Source organism: Streptomyces sp. MB09-01, from assembly GCF_033794505.1.
In the GTDB taxonomy this organism is placed as follows: Bacteria; Actinomycetota; Actinomycetes; order Streptomycetales; family Streptomycetaceae; genus Streptomyces.
Genome location: NZ_JARAYQ010000024.1, coordinates 24,547 through 46,647, shown reverse-complemented (window position 1 = coordinate 46,647; position 22,101 = coordinate 24,547). Strand labels below are relative to the sequence as shown.

General features: G+C 68.3%; 22 protein-coding genes and 1 tRNA gene. 17 read left to right on the top strand and 6 right to left on the bottom strand.

The genetic code is table 11. The features are described 5' to 3' along the window. Position 1: 1 nt before the first annotated feature. The 3 genes from PV721_RS08090 to PV721_RS08080 all read left to right on the top strand — a co-directional run bounded on the left by PV721_RS08090 (position 2) and on the right by PV721_RS08080 (position 1,535). Positions 2-586 carry an HD domain-containing protein gene (locus PV721_RS08090; protein WP_319722155.1) on the top strand — a complete coding sequence of 195 codons (585 nt, stop codon included), beginning with the start codon at positions 2-4 and terminating at the stop codon, positions 584-586. A gap of 75 nt (positions 587-661) precedes the next feature. Further along, the gene (locus PV721_RS08085) at positions 662-1,177 is read left to right on the top strand and encodes a DUF5956 family protein (RefSeq protein ID WP_319722154.1); all 516 of its coding nucleotides are present in this window, start codon (positions 662-664) and stop codon (positions 1,175-1,177) included. 82 nt (positions 1,178-1,259) lie between these two features. After that, a complete protein-coding gene (locus tag PV721_RS08080; RefSeq protein WP_319722153.1) occupies positions 1,260-1,535 on the top strand; it encodes a hypothetical protein in 276 nt (91 codons plus the stop codon). A gap of 78 nt (positions 1,536-1,613) precedes the next feature. On the opposite strand, the gene PV721_RS08075 is transcribed toward PV721_RS08080, so the two are convergent. Continuing rightward, the gene (locus tag PV721_RS08075; protein ID WP_319722152.1) at positions 1,614-3,128 is read right to left on the bottom strand and encodes a SulP family inorganic anion transporter; all 1,515 of its coding nucleotides are present in this window, start codon (positions 3,126-3,128) and stop codon (positions 1,614-1,616) included. Between the two features lie 1,528 nt (positions 3,129-4,656). Here PV721_RS08075 and PV721_RS08070 point away from each other — a divergent pair. Together PV721_RS08070 and PV721_RS08065 are read left to right on the top strand one after the other, a co-directional pair. Further along, complete coding sequence (locus PV721_RS08070) at positions 4,657-5,112, top strand: HEAT repeat domain-containing protein (protein ID WP_319722151.1); 456 nt, start codon at positions 4,657-4,659, stop codon at positions 5,110-5,112. Between the two features lie 77 nt (positions 5,113-5,189). Next, positions 5,190-5,807, top strand: coding sequence for a hypothetical protein (locus PV721_RS08065; protein WP_319722150.1), 618 nt, complete (start codon positions 5,190-5,192; stop codon positions 5,805-5,807). Between the two features lie 184 nt (positions 5,808-5,991). Here PV721_RS08065 and PV721_RS08060 read toward each other — a convergent pair whose 3' ends face one another. Continuing rightward, the gene (locus tag PV721_RS08060) at positions 5,992-6,651 is read right to left on the bottom strand and encodes a YdcF family protein (RefSeq protein ID WP_319722149.1); all 660 of its coding nucleotides are present in this window, start codon (positions 6,649-6,651) and stop codon (positions 5,992-5,994) included. Continuing rightward, the gene (locus PV721_RS08055; protein ID WP_319722148.1) at positions 6,648-7,439 is read right to left on the bottom strand and encodes a GntR family transcriptional regulator; all 792 of its coding nucleotides are present in this window, start codon (positions 7,437-7,439) and stop codon (positions 6,648-6,650) included. The genes PV721_RS08060 and PV721_RS08055 overlap by 4 nt, the downstream gene beginning before the upstream one ends. Positions 7,440-7,889: 450 nt before the next feature. Here PV721_RS08055 and PV721_RS08050 point away from each other — a divergent pair, with 450 nt between their 5' ends. The 10 genes from PV721_RS08050 (at position 7,890) to PV721_RS08005 (ending at position 17,259) form a co-directional block, all read left to right on the top strand. After that, positions 7,890-8,159 carry a DUF6284 family protein gene (locus tag PV721_RS08050; RefSeq protein WP_319722147.1) on the top strand — a complete coding sequence of 90 codons (270 nt, stop codon included), beginning with the start codon at positions 7,890-7,892 and terminating at the stop codon, positions 8,157-8,159. After that, positions 8,156-9,007 carry a DUF2637 domain-containing protein gene (locus tag PV721_RS08045; protein ID WP_319722146.1) on the top strand — a complete coding sequence of 284 codons (852 nt, stop codon included), beginning with the start codon at positions 8,156-8,158 and terminating at the stop codon, positions 9,005-9,007. Before PV721_RS08050 ends, PV721_RS08045 begins: the two co-directional genes overlap by 4 nt. A gap of 20 nt (positions 9,008-9,027) precedes the next feature. Beyond that, positions 9,028-9,828, top strand: a complete 801-nt coding sequence (locus tag PV721_RS08040; RefSeq protein ID WP_319722145.1) for a phosphoadenosine phosphosulfate reductase — start codon at positions 9,028-9,030, stop codon at positions 9,826-9,828. A gap of 23 nt (positions 9,829-9,851) precedes the next feature. Next, the gene (locus PV721_RS08035) at positions 9,852-10,232 is read left to right on the top strand and encodes a DUF6251 family protein (RefSeq protein WP_319722144.1); all 381 of its coding nucleotides are present in this window, start codon (positions 9,852-9,854) and stop codon (positions 10,230-10,232) included. Between the two features lie 43 nt (positions 10,233-10,275). Further along, positions 10,276-10,509 (top strand): DUF6257 family protein, encoded by a 234-nt coding sequence (locus PV721_RS08030; RefSeq protein WP_319722143.1) that lies wholly within the window; start codon positions 10,276-10,278, stop codon positions 10,507-10,509. A gap of 93 nt (positions 10,510-10,602) precedes the next feature. Beyond that, a complete protein-coding gene (locus PV721_RS08025; RefSeq protein ID WP_319722142.1) occupies positions 10,603-12,723 on the top strand; it encodes an FtsK/SpoIIIE domain-containing protein in 2,121 nt (706 codons plus the stop codon). A gap of 291 nt (positions 12,724-13,014) precedes the next feature. Next, complete coding sequence (locus tag PV721_RS08020; RefSeq protein ID WP_319722141.1) at positions 13,015-13,899, top strand: DNA primase; 885 nt, start codon at positions 13,015-13,017, stop codon at positions 13,897-13,899. A gap of 2 nt (positions 13,900-13,901) precedes the next feature. Continuing rightward, the gene (locus PV721_RS08015) at positions 13,902-15,377 is read left to right on the top strand and encodes an ATP-binding protein (protein ID WP_319722140.1); all 1,476 of its coding nucleotides are present in this window, start codon (positions 13,902-13,904) and stop codon (positions 15,375-15,377) included. A gap of 506 nt (positions 15,378-15,883) precedes the next feature. After that, the gene (locus PV721_RS08010; RefSeq protein ID WP_319722139.1) at positions 15,884-16,096 is read left to right on the top strand and encodes a helix-turn-helix domain-containing protein; all 213 of its coding nucleotides are present in this window, start codon (positions 15,884-15,886) and stop codon (positions 16,094-16,096) included. Beyond that, the gene (locus PV721_RS08005; protein WP_319722138.1) at positions 16,093-17,259 is read left to right on the top strand and encodes a site-specific integrase; all 1,167 of its coding nucleotides are present in this window, start codon (positions 16,093-16,095) and stop codon (positions 17,257-17,259) included. Before PV721_RS08010 ends, PV721_RS08005 begins: the two co-directional genes overlap by 4 nt. Before the next feature lie 77 nt (positions 17,260-17,336). Here PV721_RS08005 and PV721_RS08000 read toward each other — a convergent pair. Continuing rightward, positions 17,337-17,410 (bottom strand) — tRNA-Pro (locus tag PV721_RS08000). Positions 17,411-17,511: 101 nt separating this feature from the next. Beyond that, positions 17,512-18,450: a metallophosphoesterase gene (locus tag PV721_RS07995; protein WP_319722137.1), complete on the bottom strand. Its 939-nt coding sequence runs from the start codon at positions 18,448-18,450 to the stop codon at positions 17,512-17,514. Positions 18,451-18,518: 68 nt separating this feature from the next. On the opposite strand from PV721_RS07995, the gene PV721_RS07990 reads away from it, so the two are divergent. Further along, positions 18,519-18,980, top strand: a complete 462-nt coding sequence (locus PV721_RS07990; protein ID WP_319722136.1) for a GatB/YqeY domain-containing protein — start codon at positions 18,519-18,521, stop codon at positions 18,978-18,980. Between the two features lie 71 nt (positions 18,981-19,051). Here the strand turns inward: PV721_RS07990 and PV721_RS07985 are convergent, their stop codons facing one another. After that, positions 19,052-21,337, bottom strand: a complete 2,286-nt coding sequence (locus tag PV721_RS07985) for a transglycosylase domain-containing protein (RefSeq protein WP_319722135.1) — start codon at positions 21,335-21,337, stop codon at positions 19,052-19,054. Positions 21,338-21,722: 385 nt separating this feature from the next. Here PV721_RS07985 and PV721_RS07980 point away from each other — a divergent pair, with 385 nt between their 5' ends. Further along, positions 21,723-22,073: a WhiB family transcriptional regulator gene (locus tag PV721_RS07980; protein ID WP_319722166.1), complete on the top strand. Its 351-nt coding sequence runs from the start codon at positions 21,723-21,725 to the stop codon at positions 22,071-22,073. Positions 22,074-22,101 lie beyond the last annotated feature (28 nt).

Below are 22,101 nucleotides of genomic sequence, written 5' to 3'. Positions count from 1 at the left end.
CATGACGTGGACCCTTGGCACCAACTCGGCCCGTACCGCCCTGCAGATCGCGTCGGAGTACGCGGACCCGGCGCTGCTGAACCACTCCGTACGCTCCTACGCCTTCGGCGCGCAGTACGCCGACCAGCACGGCCTTGCGTACGACGAGGAGCTCTTCTACGTGGCGGCCCTCCTCCACGATCTGGGCCTGACCGCGCCCTTCGACAGCCACACCCTCCCCTTCGAGGAGGCCGGCGGCCACGTCGCGCGGGTCCTGACGGCGGGACTGGGCTGGCCGGCGGCCCGCCGGGCCCGCGCCGAGGAGGTGATCGTCCTGCACATGCGGGACGACGTGACGGCGGCCGAGGACGTCGAGAGCCACCTCCTGCAGGTCGGCACGAGCGCCGACGTCTCCGGCCTGCGCCTCACCGAGTTCGACCCGGCCTTCACGGCCGCGCTCCTCGCCGCCCACCCCCGAGCCGGCTTCGGAGCCGCCTTCACCGCCCTGGTCGAGGACCAGGCGAAGCGCAAGCCCGACTGCGCGGCGGCCGCCTACGTCGCGGGCGGCGCGGCGGCCCGCATCGCGGCCAACCCTCTGGGGGCGTGAAGACCGGCGCCGGTCCGCCCTTCCGGAGGGGTCGGGGTCACGCACATCCGCGACCGCGTCGGATAGCGTGCCCGCATGTCGTGGGACGAGGACGGAACGCCGCACCCGCTCGCACTGCGCCGCACCGGCCGCAGCGAACTGGAGCCGGACCGGCTGCCCGAGATCCGGGAGCTGGAGGTGCTCGGCTGGAAGCCCGCGCCCGAGGACCTGCGCTGGGTGTTCCTCCCGTACGTCTGGCCACCGGCGGCCCGTACGTGGATCCCCGACCGCTCCACCCACTGGGCGGTGGACACCTCGCTCGACGGCCACGGCCACATCACCGGCGTGGAGTGCGCCCCGCTCGCCGAGCCCGACCTGCACGACCTCGACCAGGAGGCCGACGCGGCCCTCGCCGGCCTCGGACTCCCGCCCCGCCCCCGGGGCCGCCTCTGGCTGCTCCGGCCGGTCGGCCCCTTCACCACCGTCGGCGCGGTCCTGGACCACCTCGACGCACTGGCCGCGCAGCACTCCCTGGAGGCCCGCCCGTCCGCGGCCTTCCTCGCCCTGGCGCACACCGAACTCTCCGCACTCTCCGCACCGGACCCCCGCTAGGGGGCGCCGCCGTCCTGCCCGGGCCGTGTCCGGCTCTGCTGGATACGCTTGTCGTGAGGGGGTCACGGCGGGAGGCGGTCTCATGAGGCGGCGCCATCACTTCCACATCGACCACGCCGGGCACTCGGTCAGCGCCACGGTGCAGACGGGCCACACCGCCGTCGTCGAGGTGCTCGTCGACGGCAAGGAGACGGGCTACGCCACGACGCGCGCCGACCACCCCGTGACCGTCCACGTCGAGCTGCCGACGGAGCCGCCCACGCCCGTGTCGGTGCGCGCGACCGCCGGCCCCGTGCCCGCGTGCGTCTTCGAGAGCCCGACCGCCGCCCCGCAGCCCATGAAGCCCCGCCCCTTCTGACAACCGGCCGCGGCGACGACCCCCGCGCACGCCGGGCCTACGTGATGGCCCTCTCCCTCCCCGCCGTCGGCCCTGCGGTCACTGCCCCGCGGAGAGTTTGCCGCTGAGCGTTCCGTGCAGGCGGCCGCTGGGGCCGTTCAGGCCGGTGATCTCCACGCTCTTGCCGCGCTGGGCGTACCGGTGCTCGATCGCGTCGAGTGCGGCCACGGAGGAGGCGTCCCAGATGTGGGCGGCGGAAAGGTCGATGACCACCCTGTCCGGGTCGCCGGCGTAGTCGAACTGCTCGACCAGGTCGTTGGAGGAGGCGAAGAACAGCTCGCCGGTCACGCAGTGGACGACCTGTCCGCCGTCCGGGTCGAGCACGGAGGTGACGTTCGCCCGGTGCGCGACGCGCTTCGCGAAGATGACCATCGCGCAGACGGAGCCCACGACGACGCCCACGGCGAGGTTGTGGCTGACGACCACGCAGACCACGGTGACGACCATGACGGTGATCTCACCGGCGGGCATCCGCTTGAGCGTCTTCGGCGTGACGGAGTGCCAGTCGAAGGTCGCGAAGCAGACCATGACCATGACGGCTACGAGGGCGGCCATCGGGATGTCGGAGACGACCGGCCCGAAGACGATGCACAGCACCATGAGGAAGGCGCCGGCGAGGAAGGTCGACAGCCTCGTCCGGGCGCCCGACACCTTCACGTTGATCATCGTCTGGCCGATCATGGCGCAGCCGCCCATGCCGCCGAAGAATCCGGTGACGATGTTCGCGACGCCCTGGCCGACGGACTCCCGGGTCTTGGAGGACCGGGTGTCGGTGATCTCGTCGACCAGCTTCGCGGTCATCAGCGACTCCATCAGCCCGACGAGCGCCATGGCCAGCGCGTACGGCGCGATGAGGGTCAGCGTCTCCAGGGTGAACGGTACGTCCGGCAGGCCGGGCACCGGCAGCGCGGACGGCAGGGCGCCCTTGTCGCCGACGGTCGGGACGGCGATGCCGGCGGCCACGGTGATCGCGGTGAGGATGACGATGGACACGAGCGGTGCCGGGACCGTCTTCGTGACCTTCGGGAAGAACACCATCAGTGCCAGCCCGGCTGCCATCAACGGGTAGACGGCCCAGGGAACGCCGAGCAGCTCGGGGACCTGGGCCATGAAGACCAGGATGGCCAGCGAGTTGACGAAGCCGACCATCACCGAGCGCGGGATGAACCGCATCAGCTTCGCCACGCCGAGCGCGCCGAGCAGGATCTGGAAGAAGCCGGCCAGGATCACCGCGGCCACCAAGTGGCCCAGCCCGTGCTCCCGGTTCAGGGGGGCGATCACGAGGGCCACGGCGCCCGTCGCGGCGGAGATCATCGCGGGTCGGCCGCCGACCACGGAGATGACCACCGCCATCGTGAACGAGGCGAACAGCCCGATCGCCGGATCCACTCCGGCGATGATCGAGAACGAGATCGCCTCGGGGACCAGCGCCAGCGCGACGACCAGACCGGCGAGGACCTCGGTCCGGAACACCTTCGGCGAGAGCCAGGCCGGCCGCGTCGGACGAAGGACGTCACGCAGCCGCGCGGATATGGATACGGGGGAAGCAGACACGGGGCACGGACCTCGGGCTCGGGCACACCCGAACCGGCAGGCGGGCGCGCGGAGAAGACACGAAGGGCGAGGTGCTCGGGGCTCCGGGAGAAACCGGCCAAGCCCTTCTCCCAGGTTCTCCCGAACGATCTCCGGAGACGCAGGAAGGGCCTGATCCACTGAGTGGATCAGGCCCCTGACCTGGTCTTACGAAGTCGGGGTGGCGGGATTTGAACCCACGACCTCTTCGTCCCGAAGCATTCCGGGTCGACGGGCGAACTGCCCATTCTACCGGGCTGACCTGCGGCGGAGTTCCGTGATCGTCCGTGGACGTCTGCGCACGTGCCCCTCGGTTGTCACCCAGTTAGACACTCACCCTGCCCCTCGATGCGAACTATCGGCACGGCGGACGCTAAAGGTCCGCTGGCCTGGTCAGTCGTGCGCTTGGGGCCGGTGGAGGTCGGCTACGGTCGCGGTGGTTGCTGTACTTCGCTCCCGTACAACACAGCGCGCTGACCACCGTCTTTAACGTCGTTTCTGATGGCTGCTGCCTCAAGTGAGGATGGTGTGGGCTGTGCGGAGTTCAGGGCGACTTCCGAGTACTCGATGTCGGCCTAGCCGCAGAGCTGCGATGGGCGCTCCTCACCACCAGTTGTGAGCTCGACTTCCAGCGCTGAGGGCAGGATGACGAGGCCCATGGCTCCTAGCGGGCGCGAAAGCGGGGTTCAAAATGCGATCATGAGCAGATCGACTTACGTTGAATGTGGTGCCTGAAGGCGCATCCCCGTCGGCTATGAGTTTCTCGCACTCGCCGATCCGCGGTTTACGAAATGTCCAGGGATGGGGCCTCCCATGCCAGATCTTTCTGATTCTTGCCTGATTGACCACCTTCCGCTCAGCCTGCGCCAAGTCGCCGCTAGATCGGGTATGCAATTTCCACTTTCGCTACGAACGTTCCTCAACGCGCCCTGCCCATTCATCGGCGGCTGCGTGACCGTCCACTTGAAGATTCTCGAAAATCCCACCATCCCCATCCCGACCATGCTCATCTCCATGCGCACCGTATACAATGCAGCGGGCATAGGGGTGAGAGTCGGAAGCCGTGAAAGCCTTATAGGCTCAGCATTCGCGTCATTGGTCGACCTTGACATCGGCACCTGCCGTGTGAGGGACACAGGCACCCCTACCGCTGAGCAGACACAGCTATTCAATAACCGCCGCAACGTCGGCACAGGTGACGTTGTGGCCTATTTCATTCGGTCCACGACTATGGCGAACTTCGGCTGTTCTCAGCATCCGCCCGGCCGACCCGGTGCCGTCATCGCAAGGATCGCCCCCCGCTGGACTTTGGCACACGAGATTGGGCACGTGCTGGGCCTCAATCACGTCGATGACCCAGCGCCTCCAAACCCGAGCGCCCCCCCAGCATTGCTGGATCGACTGATGACCGGACGCGGGACCGACAGGATTACAAATCCGCCACCTGACCTCATTGCCAGTGAGATCAACCGAATGCGCTCAAGCCCGCTCACTCCCTAGAGGCGATGTCATGCCGATCGCACGCGACGACATCATCAGCGCGTTGCTGCCCGACGAACCGAACTATGAGGCGGCCGCCCAGTACTTGGGACCAGAGGAGGCCCCGGTTCTGGCAGACCTTGCTGAATCCGACAATGTCGGCCTCGCCTCCAAGGCTGCCTCGATGGCCAGATTCCTCCCCGCTGATTCGGCGCGAGCCATACTGCAGCGCGCGGCCGCCCATCACGATCCGGTGGTACGAGTGGCAGCCGCAGCATCCCTTGAGCGTCAGCCAGAGCTAGCGGAAGAACTGGCAGGCCAGCTGTTGGCCGACCCGGACGCTGGTGTCCGGAAGTGGACCCTACGGTCGCTGCAGGCCGTGAGACTGGCCGGGTGGCGAAATCAGGTTAAAGCGCTGGCAGCCACGGAGCAGGTGCCGTTCCTACAGGAACTCGCTCGTGAGGTCCTTCGGCAGCTTCCGCCTTAGTTTCGCGATTTCGTCTCGGAAGCTCTGACGTGATCAGGATCCAAGGCAGGGTTGAGAGAGTGAAGGAGTGAACGGGGATGGCTCAAGAGTTTGAAGGTCCGGTCGCAGTGAAGGGTTTGCTTGATGTCAAGAATCAAGGAAGCCGCCCTGGCCGTGTGAAAGCGTCTACCTTTGAGGCGCCTGCAGGTTTCGGAACCTTTATGGGGTTCCTTGTGAATGTAAGTGATGTTCAGTGCAGGTTTATCAGGATTGAGGCCGGCGGGGATATTACACTAGCTAATGCCGACTGTGCTGAGGAATTTGAGGCCGATACAAGCACCTCTCAACTCATTCTCCCCGGGAGCGTGGTCGCCCTAGGTGATGAGGGATGCCTGCAACTCAGTACATGCGCATACGACAAGCGCGTTGTCGGCGTCGTGTCGGGGGCTGGGGACTACAAGCCTGGCCTCGTTCTCGACAGGAAGGGTGCGGAGTCCGGCAGGATCGCTGTCGCACTGATGGGCAAGGTTTCGTGCCAGGTCGATGCTACTCGTAGCGCCGTGGAAGTGGGTGATCTTCTCACCACGTCTCCCACCCCGGGTCACGCGATGAAGGCTGACGACTCATCACGCGCATTTGGAGCAGTTATCGGAAAAGCATTGCGGCCGCTGCAGGGCGGGAAAGATCTGGTTCCGATTCTGGTCGCATTGCAGTAAGTAATGTTTTCTCGTTCAGGAGGCTGGAAACGCAGATACTCGATGCGTCAAGAATGGTGCACTCCCGAAGCTTCCACCGTCTCATCCCGGTGGTTTTCGCCCCCCAGCCGTGGTAGTCAGGCTTCCTGGGACCCAACTCGCGCAGCGGGCCTTGATCAAGTAGGGCAGCTTTCGGCCCAGCCGCTTATGGCGCAGGAGCAGCGACCAGCCTGCTGGTGAAGCCTTCGTCGCGCAGGCGCTGATAGGCAGCGAGCACAGGGTCCGGCACCGGCATGTGAACCATGAAGCCCTGATCCGGGTAGAGCTGGAGCCGCTGGAGGGCGCCGACGAGCATGTCGATGACGAGCTTCGGATCGCCGATGGAGTCGATGTACGACGTGAACGTCATCGGGGTGGATGCGCAGACGACCTCCACCTCCGGCCAGAGCTTCCGCGCTGTGGCGTACGCGCGCCGCTCTTCGTACGGCTTGCTGATCAGCAGTACGGATTCGATGGGGCGGCGGGCGCCCTCCAGCAGGGCCCGGGTGAGCCGGATGTTCTCCCCGGTGTTGCGGGCGTTGGGCTCCACGAGGACGTACTCAGGCGGGACGCCCAGCTCCAACGCCCGCTCGCGGTAGTGCACCGCCTCCCCGCGCGGCATCCGGGCACGGGTCGTTGGGCTGGTGGCTCCCGTGAACACGATGAGGGGCGCCATGCCGCGCTGGTACAGGTCGACCGTCGTGTCAGCCACGCCGAGGTCGTGGCTGCCGAGGCCGACCGCGACGGAGCAGGGGCGCGGCTCGTGGTGCATCTGGTGGAAGTCCCAGATGAGTTCCGCGTCCGCCCACGCCTGCTCAGAGATCACTGCTGTTCGCCACCCTCGGCCGAGTCCGGGACTTTGAACTCATACTCCCAGGCGAAGCGCGACGCGGCGTGTACCCCTATGGCGAACTCAACGACCGTTCCGTCTGCGGTGTACGTCGTGCGGTGCAGCTCCACCACGGGCTCGCCCGTCGGCAGCTTGAGCAGCTTGACCTCGTCGGCCGTGGGGACGCGCGCGAAGATGCGTTCCTTCATGTGGTCGATCTCGTAGCCAGCGTCGTAGAGGACCCGAAAGCCTCCACCGCGGCCTGCCGGCCCTGGGGTGGGGTCGACGATGCGCGTGCCCTCTACGTGCTCGGGTCGGTAGTAGCTGGTGAGCGTGTGCGTCGGCTGCTCACCCTCCTTCACGAGGCGAGCGCGCGCGTACACCTGGGCGCCGGCGGGTAGCCCGTGCGCCTCAGCCGCAGGAGCGGGTGCGTCGATGAGGCTGACGGACTGGGTCTGCTCGCCGCGCCGGTAGGTACGACCGGAGGCGACGCGGTCCGCGATGAACGCGACCTCGTCCCCGTCGCGCCACTTCGCTTTGTCGTAGCGGCTGATGCCGATGCGCTTCAGCGGCGTCTGTGCGCGAACCATCGTCCCCACACCGCGCGACGACGTGACGAGCCCCTCGGCCTCTAGGGCCTTGTAAGCAGCGTTGACGGTTGCCTTGGAGCCTTCACCTGCCTCGACCAGGTCGCGAATCTGCGGCAGCAGTTGGCCGGGGGTGTAGTCGCCGTTCTTGATCTGCTCGGCCAGCCTGTCGGCCAGCTCTCGCCACTTCGGTGCCACTGGGCACTCCTCTCGACAGAGCCAGTTTCCCACAGTCCTAGGACATTGACAGTCCTAGGACTGAAGTGCCATGGTCTTCCTGGGCGCAGCCAGTCCTAGGACAGAAGCGCTCCTCGGGAGGCGTATTTGGCTTGCCCGAACGATCCACAAGGGGCCCGGGATAGAGCGGGCCGAGGGCACCCGGGTCCTGGTCATTCACCGGAGGGCTTAGACCGAAAGGTCACGTCTCCATACGCCTACGCCAGGTCCCGGACCTGAAGGAGACATGCGTACTGCTCAACCTTCCGTGCCGTTCTCGGCGCGGCCGGTTGCCTCCTCCGTCCGTCTCGTACGGGTGGGGTTGAGGGGAGCCGGAGGTCTTCCGCTTCACCCCCAACGCCAGTGCAGCCCCGGCGCTCGAACGCCGGGGCTGCTGTTGGGTCCCGTTCCTCTACCGAAGGAGCAAGACCCGTGAAGTCCATCGCTGCACTTCAGAACCTCGTTACCCCGTGGTCCGACGGCCTGGAGCCGACGGACGCGGAGCTGGAAGCGATCGAGATCGAGTTGCCGCTGATCCTGGCGGAACGCGACCTGCTCGACGCTCAGGTCATGACGCTGGACCGGACGCCCACCGAGGTGGACGGGCAGCGTCTCCGGCGGGCCCGCCGGCAGGTGCTCGCGGCCCGGACCGCGCTGGAGAACCGGGCCGCTCACCTCCCGTCCTCCGGTGGCGCGGCGTGAACCGCAGGGCGAAAGCCGCGCTCGTCCTGGCCTTGGTAATTGTGGTCGCCATGGCGTTCCGGGTCTCGTGGAACGCCCTGCGGGACGTAGCCAAGGCGATCGGCGCGGACGGGGCGGCGGCGACGCTGTACCCGTTTGTGGTCGACGGCCTGATGGCTCTGGCCCTGGTCGCGGCGCTCACGCTGACCGGCGACGCCCGCCGGTTCGCCCTGCGGGTTCTGGCCGCGTACACGCTCGCGTCGCTGGTCCTGAACTACGTACACGGACTGCTGCCCGAGCTGCACAGCGAGTCGGTCGACTGGACCCGACTGGCTGACTGGGATCCGGCGAACTGGGCGCTCGTGCTGCTGGCGACATCCCTTCCAGTCGGGTCGATCTACTTCGGCTCCGACCTCGTCGCCAAGGTCCTCCATCACCGCCCGGCAGTCGACTCGAACGAACGCAAGTCAACGCAGACCGAGGCAAATCAGTCGAGTGCTGAGCTGCGCGAACCGATGGTCGAAGAAGCCATCGAACCCCCCGTCTCGGTGCCCGCACTGGCGCCAGTGTCGGCCGATCCGATCGACGTGGTCGAGGTGCGGGTACCGATCGCGGCGGCAGAGACGACACGTCCTCGTCGGGCCACTGGTCGAGTTCCCGTGGCCGCCCGATCGGCCCGCCCGGTCCGCACGCCGGAGGAACTGCTCTGCGAGGCCCGGAGCATCACCGAGTCGTGGCCGATCGAGGATCTGACCGGTGAGGCGATCCGCAAGGCCCTGCGCACCTCCCCGGCCAAAGCTCGGGTGCTGCGCGAGACGTTGAAAGCCGAGCGGACCGCCAACGCTACGGCGCAGGCGGTGGTCTCTTGATCACCGCCTGCGCACCCCAAGTGAGGGCGTTCAGTTTCGGGGGCGGCTGGCAGTCCATGGCCGCCATGGTCCTCGCCGCAACCGGTGAGATCGACTACCGGACGTTCCTGATGGCCAACGTCGGAGACGACTCCGAGAACCCGGCCACCATGGCCTACCTCGACCAGTACGCCCGCCCCTACGCCGAGAAGCACGGCCTTGAGCTGGTCCTTCTGGACCGGGTCATGGTCCGCTCCAAGGAGACCCGCACCTTGTACGGGGAGCTCACGCGCGAAGGTTCGAAGTCCTTGGAGATCCCGGTGCGAATGAGTAACGGGGCCCCCGGCACCCGCTCCTGCACCGCCGACTACAAGATCAAGGTCATCGGCCGCGAGCTGAAGCGCCGCGGCGCCACCAAGGGCCTGCCGGCCACGGTCGGGATCGGCATCAGCCTCGATGAGATCGGCCGCGCCAACAAGCGCCGCTGCGAGCCATCCGAGCAGATCGAATATCCGCTGCTGGAACGAGGGATCCGCCGCATCGACTGCGCCCGCATCATTCGCTCCGCCGGCCTGCCCGTCCCGCCGAAGTCATCGTGCTGGTTTTGTCCGTTCCACCGGCCTGAGGCCTGGCACGACATGCGCCGTGACCAGCCCGAACTCTTCGAGAAGGCCTGCCAGCTCGAAGACCTCCTCAACCAGCGCCGCGACAGCCTCGGTAAGGACCACGTCTACCTGACCCGGTTCGGCCGGCCCTTGCGGGCCGCGATCCCCGACGGCGTCGACACCTTGCCCTTTGACGACACCGACCCCGGATGTGACTCCGGCTGGTGCATGACCTGACCGTGCTCCGAAGGGAGACACCCGTGAACCACCTGCCCGAGCCCATCCGATCGTCCGGCGTCGTGCAGCTCCCGGATGGCACCTACGTCTACGCCGAGAACCTGCCCGCCACGTACGCCGGGCCGCAGGTCGTGCACCAGCACATCCACCAGGCAGCCCCGGACAAGACCGTGCAGCGCATCGCGCTGGGTTCCGGGGTGGGGGCCGGCGCGGTCGCGGCCGGCGTGTACTTCGGGCCGTTGCTGGTGGCCGCTCTGACTTCCATCGCCGCGAGCTTCGTGTTCCTGGCGTTCCTCGCCCTGGTTCTGGGATGGGGCGTCCACACCGTCGTGAAGTCGATCGGTAGCCCGGAAGGTGCGGCGGCCGTGAAGAACGTACGCAGGGCACGCCGTAAGCGCGGCTGACCCTCAACACCCGAATATCCCCAGCTATTCAAGGAGTTCTGTGATGGCGAAGGACCCGAAGTTCACCGCTCGCGAGATCACGCAGATCGGCTGGTACACGGCCCGGATGGCCAAGCGCGGTATCGCCGGGGAGAACGTCCACCTCGGCGACCTGCAGAAGAAGGTCGACCGGATCATCGACGGCGCCCGCGAGCGCGAAGCCCAGCAGACCGCCGACGCGGCGGAGGCCGAGAAGGCCGCCCGCAAGGCCAGGGCCAAGAACCTCAAGACCAAGTAGCTGTGCCCCAGGGCGGCCGTCCCTCTCGCCAAAGAACGCCGGCCGCCCCGGGCCCTACCCACCCGCTTGTCAGCGAGAGCAGGAGTTCTCAGCATGACCGACAACGTCGTCCCCCTCTTCAAGGACCCCACCACCGGCACTTACACCCTGGCGGGCGACACGACTGCCCCGGCCGCCGCTGCCCCGGAAGCGGTCCGGCCGGTGCGGGTCTGGAAGCGCACCGCACGCGGCCTGCGCACGGCCGTCACCAGCGAGCAGACCCGTACGGCCGTGCGGCTGGTGGCCCGCCACGGCATGTACGTGCTCGGCGGGACCCGGATCACGGCCAAGCGGGCGTGGGACGGGCGGACCGGATCCCGCTACGAGCGGATGATCAGGGCCGCTGAAGCCGCGGGGAACTTCGAGGAGGCCAAGGAGTGGGAGGACCGCCTCACCCGCTTCCGCGCGGCCCGCCACCACCGCCGTATGGACCTGTTGAAGGCCCCGCAGGACGCGGTGAAGAGCGCCGCCTACGGCACCGGCCTCACCGCCGGTGGCCTGCTCCTGCTGGGAGTCGTGCTGGCCATAGCCAACAAGGACGCCTCCTGGATCCTCGCCCCTCTCGCCGCCGTCATCGACGCGGTCGGAGCGATCGTCTACGTCGCCACCGTTGTATGGGGACCGGCCGTCACGGTCGGCCCGTGGCTGGCCTTACTGGCCCTGTGGGGAGTCGGCCGTCACCAGCAGACCGCACCGCGGTGGGCGCTCCCTGCCCAGCAGCGTGACGACGTCGGAGCCCCGATCACCCCGTCGATCGTCGTGACGGCCCTGCGCGACCTGGGGATCGCGCCGCTTCGCAAGGCCATCAAGGAGATGGGCGACGCCGGAGCCGCGATGCTCGGGCCGATCCGCATCGCCGGATGCGGAGTCGAGGTCGACGTCACGCTCCCGTCCGGGGTCTCGACGGAAGAGGTCCAGGGGCGCCGGCGCAAGCTCGCCGAGAACCTCGCCCGGCACGAGCACGAAGTGTTCATCACCCTCCCGGCCGCCGCCCGCACGGTGCGGCTGTGGATCGCCGACTCCGGCGCGCTCGACGAGCCGATTGGCCCGTCCCCGCTGGTCACCGACGAGACCGCGACCGCGAACTACAAGACCGGCAAGGCCCCGTGGGGCCAGGACCTGCGCGGCGACACAGCACGGATCAGCCTCTATCAGCGCCACGTCCTCGTCACCGGCCTGTCGAACCAGGGCAAGACCGCCGCCCTGCGCGCGCTCGCCCTGTGGCTGGCCCTCGACCGCACGGTGGAGTTTCGGATCGCCGACCTCAAGGGCGTGGGCGACTGGGGCATGTTCGACGGCCTCGCCACCACCCTGATCCAGGGGCCGACGGATGAGCACGTGATCCAGGCGACCGAGATGGTCGAAGGGCTGGTCGCCGAGATGGAGCGTCGGATCCAGGCGCCTGCCGGCAGTGAGTTCCCGCCGCTCATCGGGATCGTGGACGAAGCGCAGGTCGCGTTCATGTGCCCGGCCGTCGGCGACGACAAGCGGCCCTACGGCGGCTCGAAGGCCACCTCCCGGTACTTCATGGCCGTCCGCAAGATTCACAACCAGGGCCGGGCCGTGGACGTCGTCCTGTGGGAGGGCACGCAGGACCCGACCGACCAGAACCTTCCCAAGCTCGTACGGGAAGGCGCCCACACCCGGGCCTCCCTCGTCCTCGGCACCGAGTCGCAAGCCCGCATGGCGCTGGGCGACAAGGCCGTCGACGGCGGCGCGGCCCCGCACCAGCTGCGGCAGGGCCTCGACAAGGGAACCGTCGTCGTCGCCTCCGACGGCATCGCCATCCCGGCCGGGCAGGCCTCCATCACCGTGCGCACGCACTACATCGACACCGAGCAGGCCGCCGAGGTCGCCGAGCGGGCGAAGGCCTTGCGCGACGGCGTCACCACCGCCCACACCATCGCCCACGGTCCGGCGGTCGACCCACTCGCGGACATCCTGACCGTCCTCGGCGACGCGCCGCGCGTGCTCACCCAGGACGTCCTCAAGCGGCTCGCCTCACTGAACGAGAAAGCCTACGGCGGCTGGTCGTTCATCGACCTCAAGCGCGTGCTCGACGGCACCGGCGCCGAGCCGTACAAGTCCGACGGCCGCATGGTCATCGCCCGCGACCGCATCGCCCGCGTCCTCGCCGGCCGCCCGGACCAAGGTTCCGCTTCCGCCGTCGAGTAGAGGGAGCCGACCCCCGCACGGTCAGGGAGGCAGGGAGAAGTCCCTGACCGCCTCCCTGACCCGTCTCCCTGGGTCTGAGCTGCGGAAATGACCAGCCAGGGAGGCAGGGAGGCGCCGCAGGTCAGACCCCCGAAACCCCCTCCACTCGCACCCTGCCAGGGGTGTCCTCACCTCCCTGACAAGCCAGCGGCAGGGATTCCGCTTCACCCGCCCGACATGCCAAGAGCGACCCCCTCACGCCAATGAACAGGGCCGCTCTCGTCCAGAACGCCAAGAACTGGAGAGACCAGCATGACCCACACGACCGACATCCCGCGAGACCCCCAGCGCCAGGCCTTACCCGCCCACCTGCGTACCGCGCTCCAGCTCGCCGAACTGGGCCTGCCCGCCCTGCCGCTACGGGAGGGCAAGCGACCCTTCGGGAACTGCCGCACCTGCACCCGCTCGGCATGCGGCGACCGCCCCCACATGAAGGCCGCCGGCCCGTGCGAGTGCCCCGCCCCCTGCCACGGCTGGGCCGCCGCCACTACCGACCCGGACATCCTCACCTCGCCCGCGTGGGCCGGAGCCTGGCGGCAGGCTGCGGCCGTCGCCTACCACCCCGGCGGCGGCGCGCTCACCGTTGTGGATCTCGACGACGCGGACGCCATCGGGTGGGCCCGCGAGAACCTCCCCGCCACCAAGACCGTGGCCACGACCCGGGGGGAGCACTGGATCTACCTCGGCACCATGACCTCCCACAACGGCGTCCGGCCCGGCGTGGACATCAAGTCCGCTTGGTCCTATGCCCGCTGGCTCGGCCCCGGCACAGGACGCATGGCGCTGCTGCCCGATGTCGTGCGTGCTCTTGCCGTGAAGGAGGTCGCCGCAGCCGCGCCGGCACCGTCCGCCGTTGTGGTGCCCGCTCGGCCCGGGGATGCGGTGTGCCGCCACCGCTCGCCCGCCTACCTGGAACGCGGCATTGCTATGGCCGAGCAGCGCATCACCGAGGCCGCCAGCGCGGTCCACGCCACCGTGTACCGGGCGTTCCTCGCGGTGCTGTCCGCGCACGGCTGGTGCGGCTGCCTCACCGAGACGCACATCATCCGGCTGTTCACCGCCGCTCAGGCCAAGGGCGAGTCCATGCGGCACTGCGAGATCGCCTGGACCAACGCCCGCATGAAGCTGGGGATGTAGCGATGCCCGAGGACGAGAAGAACCCGGCCCGGCAGATCATCACCGACTACGCGCAGCAGCACTTCCGGTACTTCCGCACCACCGAAGGCACCGTGTACGCGCAGAAGAACGGCCACCCCGTCGCCCGCCCGATCCGCTCCCAGGGCACGACAGGCAGCCACCGGCAGGAACTCATGGTCGGGCTCTTCAACGACGGGCTCGGCGTATTCAACGGCAGTGCGCTCAAGGAGGCGTTGGACTTGATCGAGGCACTCGCGCTCAGCCAGGACGTGCAGGCCACCCACATCCGCGTGGCCCCCGGATTCGACGGCGCGACCTGGCTCGACCTGGGCCGCAACGACGGACAGTCGATCCGTATCCACCCCACCGGGTGGGACATCCTCACCCCCGACCCGCGCGAGGTGTGCTGGCGCCGCACCCAGCTCACCGGCGAACTCCCCCTCCCCGAGAAGGACACCGACGGCAAGGGCATCGACGCTCTGCTGCGGCTGTGCAACTTCGCCAACGCCGAAAGCGAATGCCTCGCCGTGGCGTGGCTGATCGGCTGCCTGGAACCGTCCGTCCCCGTCCCCGCACCGTTCCTGACCGGCCCGCAGGGCGCCGGCAAGTCCACGGCCGGCCGGATGCTCGTGAGGATCATTGAAGGCATGACAGGCGACCTGCGCCGGGCTCCGAAGGACGAGGAGAACCTGATCACGGCCGTTGCGGCCGGGTGGGTCACCGCGCTGGACAACCTGTCGCACTTGCCGCCGGACCTGTCCGACCTGATGTGCTGCATCGTCACCGGCGCCGAGAGCATCAAGCGGGCCCTGTTCACCGACGGCGACGTCGTCCGCTCCCGCTACCGCCGGCCGCTCCTGCTGACCGGCATCGACGTCGGGGTGATCCGCCCCGACCTCGCCGAACGACTCCTGCCACTGCGGCTGGTGCGGCCCCGGGTCCGGCGGACGGAGGCGGAGTTGTGGGCGGAGTTCGCTCAGGTGCTGCCGGTCATCCTCGGCTCGCTGCTGGACCTCACGGTAAAGGTGCGGGCCACCGAGGCCGAGATTCCCACGGACCTGCGGATGGCAGACTTCGCCCACCTCTGCGCCCAGTTCGACGCGGCGGACGGGCTCGGCGCGCTGGACGCCTACCGGGCCAGCCTCGACGACCTTAACGACGACGTCATCGAAGGCGACCTGCTGGCCCAAACCGTCCTCAAGCACGCCGCGGGCCTCGAACCCGGCGAGGAAGTGCGGATGACCTCCACCGAGTGGCTGCATGCCCTCACCCAGCTCTACAGCGGCGAGGAGTTCCGTGCCCTGCCCAAGGGGTGGCCCACCACCGGGAAAGTCTTCTCCGACCGCCTCAAGCGGCTCCAGCCGACCCTTGCCGCGCGGGGTGTCCTTGTCGACTGGGGCCGCACCCGGACGGCTCGCTACATCGAGATGATCCGGGCCGCCGGCCCTACGCCCGGCGAGCAGCAGGCCGCGTTTTAACCGGCGCCACCGCTACCGGTACCGGCACAAGCAAGAAGAGCACCCGCCACCCGGGGGTGCGTGCTCCTCTTGCTGTTCCGGCGGCTTGCCGCCGCTGCAAGGGACGTGCCGCGCAGCGGCCCCGCTCTTCGCTCGATGACGCATCCCACCACAACAGAAACCACCCCTCTTTTTTCCTAAGAGAAGAGACCCTGCGTCACCCGTGTCACCACGAGCTACAAACCGCCCCTGAGCTGCGGATACAGCGGTGACGCAGACGGCCCACGGCTGCGTCACCGCGCGTCATCCACGTCACCTACCCACGTCACCCGGGGACGCGGGTGACACAGGCGGGTGACACACCACCACCCGCTACGTCACCGAAAACCGCAGGTCAGACCGGCAAATGACACAGACGACGCGATGACGCAGAAATCCGCGCCTCGGACACATACGACACCTGCCCCAGCACCGCGACGCCTGCGGCCAGCAGGACACCGCCGCCCGCACGCCTCGGAGGAGAACCAGTGAGCGCCACGATCACGCCGCCCGTGGAACCCGTCCTGCTCAAGGTCGCAGCAGCCATGACCGCCCTGAGCCTGAGCCGTTCCGTCATCTACGAACTGATCCGTGCCGGCCGCCTCCGCACCGTCAACGAGGGCCGGGCCCGGCTGATCCCCCGTTCCGCCATCAACGAGTACGTCGCGCTCCTGGAGCGCGAGGCAGGAGAGAGCAAGTGACCAAGCGCCGCAGCAGGGGAGACGGCGGTCTCCACTGGGACGAGACGCGGCAGCGGTGGATCGCCACCGCCACCCTTGGCTTTGACGCACGCGGGAAGCGCGTCGTGCGGAAGGGGAGCGGCAAGACCAAGACCGAGGCCAAGAACAAGCTCAAAGAGGTGCTCCGCGATCACGAGGACGGGCTGGCGGTCGCCCCGACCAACTACACCGTGGCCAACGCGGTGGAGGACTGGCTCATGTACGGGCTGGCCGGCCGTGACGCGCGGACCGTGGCCACGTGCACGTCCCTCAGCCGGATCCACGTGATCCCCGCGCTCGGCGCCCGGAAGCTGCGGGAGTTGAGCGGCGAGGACGTCGACCGGTGGCTGGCAGAGAAGGCCAAGACGCTCAGCACCCGCACGCTGCAGGCGATCCACTCCTGCCTGAACCGGTCTGTGAAGCGGGCCATGGTCCGGGACAAGGTGAAGCGGAACATCGTGGAGCTGTGCTCCATCCCGACCGGACAGCCCGGCCGGCCGTCGAAAGCGCTCCGGCTGGCCGAGGCCGAGGCGGTGCTGAAGGCCGCCGCGGGGACCTCGGCGTACGCGTACATCGTGGTGGCCCTGCTCACCGGCGCCCGGACGGAAGAGATGCGGGCCCTCACCTGGGACCACGTCTTCCTGAAGGGGGACCCGAACGCGTCGCCACCCGTCCCGCCGCATATCGCGGTGTGGCGGTCGGTCCGCTCCACCGGGGACACCAAGACCAAGAAGTCACGCCGGACTATCGCCCTGCCGGCCAGGTGCGTGGATGCCCTCTGGCAGCAGTTCGAGGAGCAGGGGTGGGACCGGCTGGCCGCTGGTGATCAGTGGCAGGAGAACGGGCTGGTCTTCTCGTCCGCCACTGGGACGGAGCTGGATTCCACGAACGTCCGGCGCGCCTTCCGGCAGGCGATCACCGGCGCCGAGGGGGTCGACGCGAAGGAGTGGACCCCGCGGGAGCTGCGGCACAGCTTCGTCTCGCTGCTCTCCGACAAGGGGGTCCCGCTCGAAGAGATCTCCCGACTCGTCGGGCACTCCGGGACGGCTGTGACCGAGGCGGTCTACCGGAAGCAGATCAGGCCCGTGATCCAGACCGGGGCGACGGCCATGGACGAGATCTTCAAGGACGCTCGGAAGCCGTAGTCACTCAGTTAGTCACTCAACAGAAACAGGTCAGGCACCTACCAGTACTGGTAGGTGCCTGACCTGGTCTTACTCTGTCGGGGTGGCGGGATTTGAACCCACGACCTCTTCGTCCCGAACGAAGCGCGCTGCCAAGCTGCGCTACACCCCGATCGCCGCCTTGCAGCACTTGCTGTCCTGGCGACATCGATTACTTTAGCGGACCTCTCGCCGGAGACGAAATCCGGTTTTCGCGGAGCGGTCGCGCAGGCGCTACGCCCGCGGGGTCAGCGTCAGGAGGGTCGCCTCCGGGGGACACGCGAAGCGGACCGGGGTGAAGCGGTTGGTGCCGCAGCCCGCCGACACGTGGAGGTACGCCCGCTGCCCCGCCGCCTCGTGCGTGGACAGGCCCTTCACCCGCTCGGTGTCGAGGTCGCAGTTGGTGACGAGCGCCCCGTAGAAGGGGATGCACAGCTGCCCGCCGTGGGTGTGCCCCGCGAGGATCAGCGGGTACCGGTCGGCGGTGAAGGACTCCAGGACGCGCAGGTACGGGGCGTGCACCACGGCCATCGAGAAGTCCGCGTCCGCCTCCGGTCCGCCGGCGACCATCTCGTAGCGGTCCCGCTTGATGTGCGGGTCGTCCAGCCCGGTGAAGGCCAGCTCCAGGCCTTCCAGCTTCAGCCGCCCCCGGGTGTTGGTGAGGTTCAGCCAGCCCGCCGCGTCGAAGGCGTCCCGCATCTCCTCCCACGGGTTGTGGACGGCGCCGACGACCGGCTTGTTGCCGTTCAGCCCGTGCCGGCCCTGGGCCTTCTCCAGCAGGTAGCGCCCGGGGTTGCGCAGCCGCGGCCCGTAGTAGTCGTTCGACCCGAAGACGTACACGCCCGGGAAGGACATCAGGGGGCCCAGCGCGTCGAGCACCTCGGGGATGCCCTCGGTGTCGGAGAGGTTGTCGCCCGTGTTGACGACGAAGTCGGGGCGCAGGCCGGCCAGGGACTGCAGCCAGGCGCGCTTCTTGCGCTGCCCGCCCACCATGTGGATGTCGGACACCTGGAGTACGCGCAGCGGGCGCATCCCCCGGGGAAGGACCGGCACCGTGACCCGGCGCAGGCGGAAGGACCTCGCCTCGAAACCGGCGGCATAGGCCACACCCGCGGCCCCCACCGCAGCGATTCCGGCAGCCGCTTTCAGGGGTACTCCGTAACGCGCACGCATGGACCCATCGTCTCAGACGCGGAAAACCAGTGAGCGCCACTGCCCCCGCACCTGGCAGACTCACATCCATGACCACGCTCAAGGCCAAGCTCCAGGAAGACCTCACGACCGCCATCAAGGCGCGTGACGAGCTGCACTCGTCCACGCTGCGCCTGACCCTCTCCGCCATCACCAAGGAGGAGGTCGCCGGCAAGGAGGCACGTGTGCTCTCCGACGAGGAAGTCCTCAAGGTGATCGCCAAGGAGGCGAAGAAGCGCCGCGAGGCGGCGGAGGCCTTCGCCCAGGGCGGCCGTGCCGAGCAGGCCGCGCGGGAGACCGCGGAGGGCGAGTTCCTCGACACGTACCTGCCCAAGCAGCTCACCGACGACGAGCTCGTCGCGATCGTGGCGCAGGCGGTCGAGGAGGCCAAGGCCGCGGGTGCCGAGGGGCCGCGGGCCATGGGCGCCGTCATGAAGATCGTGAACCCGAAGGTCGCCGGGCTGGCGGAGGGCGGGCGTGTCGCCGCCGTCGTCAAGCAGCAGCTCTCCTAGAAGCAGGAACTGACGAGGGAGGGCCCCAGCCGGAACCGGCTGGGGCCCTCCCTCGTGTTGCGTGCCGACCGCTACCGGTCGTCGCGGCCGCCGATCACGCCGCCCGGGTCGATCGTGATCCCGGGGAAGGGGGGCTGCGTATCGCCGCCACCCGTGGCCCCGCCGGTGGCGCCCCCGGTGGCTCCGGCGGTCTGACCGCCGGGCCGCCCGCCGGGCTTTCCGTCACCGCCCGGCTTGGGCCTGGTCGGGGTGGTGGGCGGCTTGTTGCCGCGGGAGCCGCCGGACGGAACGTTCGATTCCGGGATGCTGACCGTGACGAAGCGCAGGGCCTCACGGCCGTCCAGCGCGCCGGTGACCGCGTCCTTCCAGATCGGGCCGGGCAGACCGCCGCCGAAGACCTTCAGGTAGGGCTTGCCGCCGATCACGATGTTCTCCATCGTGATCTTCTTCGCCCCGCCCGAGCCGACCCACACCGCGCCGGAGATGTTCGGGGTGTAGCCCACGAACCAGGCGTTGTAGCGGTTGTCCGTCGTACCCGTCTTGCCCGCGCTGTCGCGGTCGGTCAGGCCGGCCCGCTCACCGGTGCCGGAGTCGATCACTCCGCCCAGCAGGGTGTTGATGGTGTCGGCGGTCGTCTCCGACATCGCCCGCTCGCACTTGCTCTTCGGCACCGAGAGGGCCTTGTTGTGCGCGTCGGTGATCGACTCGATGGCGACGGGGGTGCAGTAGACGCCGCGGTTGGCGAAGGCCGCGTACGCGTTGGCCATCGTCAGCGGGGACATCTCCTCCGAGCCGAGCGCGATGGCGGGGCCGTCGGCCAGCTTCGCCCCGCTCGCCGGGACCACACCGAGCTTCTGCGCCATCTCCGAGACCGGGCACAGGCCGATCTCGGAGATCATCTCGACGAAGTAGGTGTTGATCGACTTCTCCATCGCCGTCCGCAGCGCGTAGGGGCCGATCTCGTCCTCGGTCTCGTTCTCCGCCGATTCCTTGTTGACGTTGACGTACTGGGACCCGTCGCAGCGGGAGATCCCGCTCGGGTAGTCCATCTTGTTCGGCGCCGGGTAGACCTTCGTCGGCGGGAGGCCCCGCTCGAGCGCGGCGGCCGCGATGAACGGCTTGAAGGTCGAGCCGACCTGGAAGCCGAAGTTCGAGCCGCCCATCCGCTTGTCCACGGAGTAGTTGATCTGCGTCTCGTTCTTCCCGAAGCCGTACGGCTTGGACTGACCCATCGCCAGCACCCGGCCGGTGCCCGGCTGGACCATGGTCACGGCCGTCGCGATCGCGTCGTCCTGGTAGACGTGGTCCTTGATCGACTCGTTGGCGGCGTCCTGCGACTGCGGGTCCAGGGTCGTGCGGACGGTCAGACCGCCCTGGTTCCAGACCTTGGCCCGCTCCTCGCGCGTCTTGCCGAAGACGGCGTCGGTCAGGAAGGTGTTGCGCACGTAGTCGCAGAAGAAGCCCGCGCCCTTGACCGCGGTGATGCAGCCGTTCTTCGGCTTGGTCACCTTCAGGGTGACCGGCTTCGCCTTCGCCGCGTCCGCCTCCGCCTGTGAGACGTCCTTGGTGTCGGCCATCCGCTGCAGGACGATGTTGCGGCGCTTCGTGGCCTCCTGGGTGTCGTTCACCGGGTCGTACCGGCTCGGCGACTGCACGACGCCCGCCAGCAGCGCGGACTCCTCCAGGGTCAGGTCCTTGGCCGGCTTGCTGAAGTAGCGCTGGGCCGCGGATTCGATTCCGTACGCCTGCTGGCCGAAGTACGTGATGTTGAGGTAGTTCTCGAGGATCTTCTTCTTCCCGAGTTCCTCCTCGACCTGGATCGCGTACTTCAGCTCGCGGATCTTGCGGCCGAGGCTCTTCTCCTGGGCCTCGCGCACCTTGGTCTCGTCGTCGCCGGCCTCTTCGACGAACACGTTCTTCACGTACTGCTGGGTGAGCGTGGAGGCGCCCTGAGCGGCGCCGCCCTCCTGCGCGTTGCGGTTGACCGCGCGCAGGATGCCCTTGAGGTCGACGGCTCCGTGTTCGTAGAAACGGGAGTCCTCGATGGCGACGATCGCCTTCTGCATGTACGGGGAGATCGCCGTGAGCGGGACCACTTGCCGGTCGCGTGAATAGACGGTGGCGATCAAGCCACCCTCGGAGTCCAGAATCGTGGTCCGCTGGCTCAGCGGCGGAGTCTTGAGATTGGCCGGGATCTCATCGAATCCCTCGACCGTGCCCTTGGCCGCCAGCCCCAGGGCGCCTGCAGCCGGAATCGCCATGCCGGCCAGCACAACTCCGGAGAGAACGGACACCCCGAGGAACTTGGCGGCCTGCTGGCTCCCCGTGAGCCCGCCGCCCGAGCGCTTCTTTCCCATGGAGGGCAGCCTACGTTCTGATTCGCCGGACACGCGCGAATGCCTTGGCCTAAGCTGTCCCCAACTGTCACAGCAGTGCGGTGCGACATCAACCCCTCGGCTTGATTTTCACCCTTCCCGAATGGGGTGGACGCATGTCCGAATCCCGCCCCCCTGTTGAAGTTGATCCGCCGATTCCACCCGAATTGCCGGAATGGTCGGGCATGTCGCCGGATCACTCCGTCGGGTGATCTGCCGCTTACCCATAGTCCGTTCGGACCATTCAAGATTGGGCCCGTCGGGGGTGTTGCACTGTGCCCGCCTTCCGTAACGTCCTCAACTGGTAGCGGTGAATATGCCGCTGCCGCCGTGGGGGAGCCTCGATTCGGGAGAGGACGGCGCCGGGATGGGCTGGGTTACCGACTGGAGTGCGCAGGCAGCCTGCCGCACTACCGATCCGGATGAACTGTTCGTTCAAGGAGCGGCACAGAACAGGGCCAAGGCGGTGTGCACCGGATGTCCGGTGCGGACCGAATGCCTGGCCGATGCGCTCGACAATCGCGTCGAGTTCGGCGTGTGGGGCGGAATGACCGAGCGGGAACGACGCGCGCTGCTGCGCCGGCGTCCCACCGTCACCTCGTGGCGACGGCTGCTCGAAACCGCCCGTACGGAGTACGAGCGCAGTACGGGCATCCTCACCATGGATGCAGACACGGAGATCGACGTTCCGTACGAGACATACGCGGCAGCCGGGTAGACCACGCGGACGCCACGACGTACGAACG

Coding starts and splice junctions, on each gene's coding strand:
- PV721_RS08090 (WP_319722155.1), top strand. CDS start 2: ATGACGTGGACCCTTGGCACCAACTCGGCCCGTACCGCCCTGCAGATC.
- PV721_RS08085 (WP_319722154.1), top strand. CDS start 662: ATGTCGTGGGACGAGGACGGAACGCCGCACCCGCTCGCACTGCGCCGC.
- PV721_RS08080 (WP_319722153.1), top strand. CDS start 1,260: ATGAGGCGGCGCCATCACTTCCACATCGACCACGCCGGGCACTCGGTC.
- PV721_RS08070 (WP_319722151.1), top strand. CDS start 4,657: ATGCCGATCGCACGCGACGACATCATCAGCGCGTTGCTGCCCGACGAA.
- PV721_RS08065 (WP_319722150.1), top strand. CDS start 5,190: ATGGCTCAAGAGTTTGAAGGTCCGGTCGCAGTGAAGGGTTTGCTTGAT.
- PV721_RS08030 (WP_319722143.1), top strand. CDS start 10,276: ATGGCGAAGGACCCGAAGTTCACCGCTCGCGAGATCACGCAGATCGGC.
- PV721_RS08025 (WP_319722142.1), top strand. CDS start 10,603: ATGACCGACAACGTCGTCCCCCTCTTCAAGGACCCCACCACCGGCACT.
- PV721_RS08020 (WP_319722141.1), top strand. CDS start 13,015: ATGACCCACACGACCGACATCCCGCGAGACCCCCAGCGCCAGGCCTTA.
- PV721_RS08015 (WP_319722140.1), top strand. CDS start 13,902: ATGCCCGAGGACGAGAAGAACCCGGCCCGGCAGATCATCACCGACTAC.
- PV721_RS07995 (WP_319722137.1), bottom strand. CDS start 18,450: ATGCGTGCGCGTTACGGAGTACCCCTGAAAGCGGCTGCCGGAATCGCT.
- PV721_RS07990 (WP_319722136.1), top strand. CDS start 18,519: ATGACCACGCTCAAGGCCAAGCTCCAGGAAGACCTCACGACCGCCATC.
- PV721_RS07985 (WP_319722135.1), bottom strand. CDS start 21,337: ATGGGAAAGAAGCGCTCGGGCGGCGGGCTCACGGGGAGCCAGCAGGCC.
- PV721_RS07980 (WP_319722166.1), top strand. CDS start 21,723: ATGGGCTGGGTTACCGACTGGAGTGCGCAGGCAGCCTGCCGCACTACC.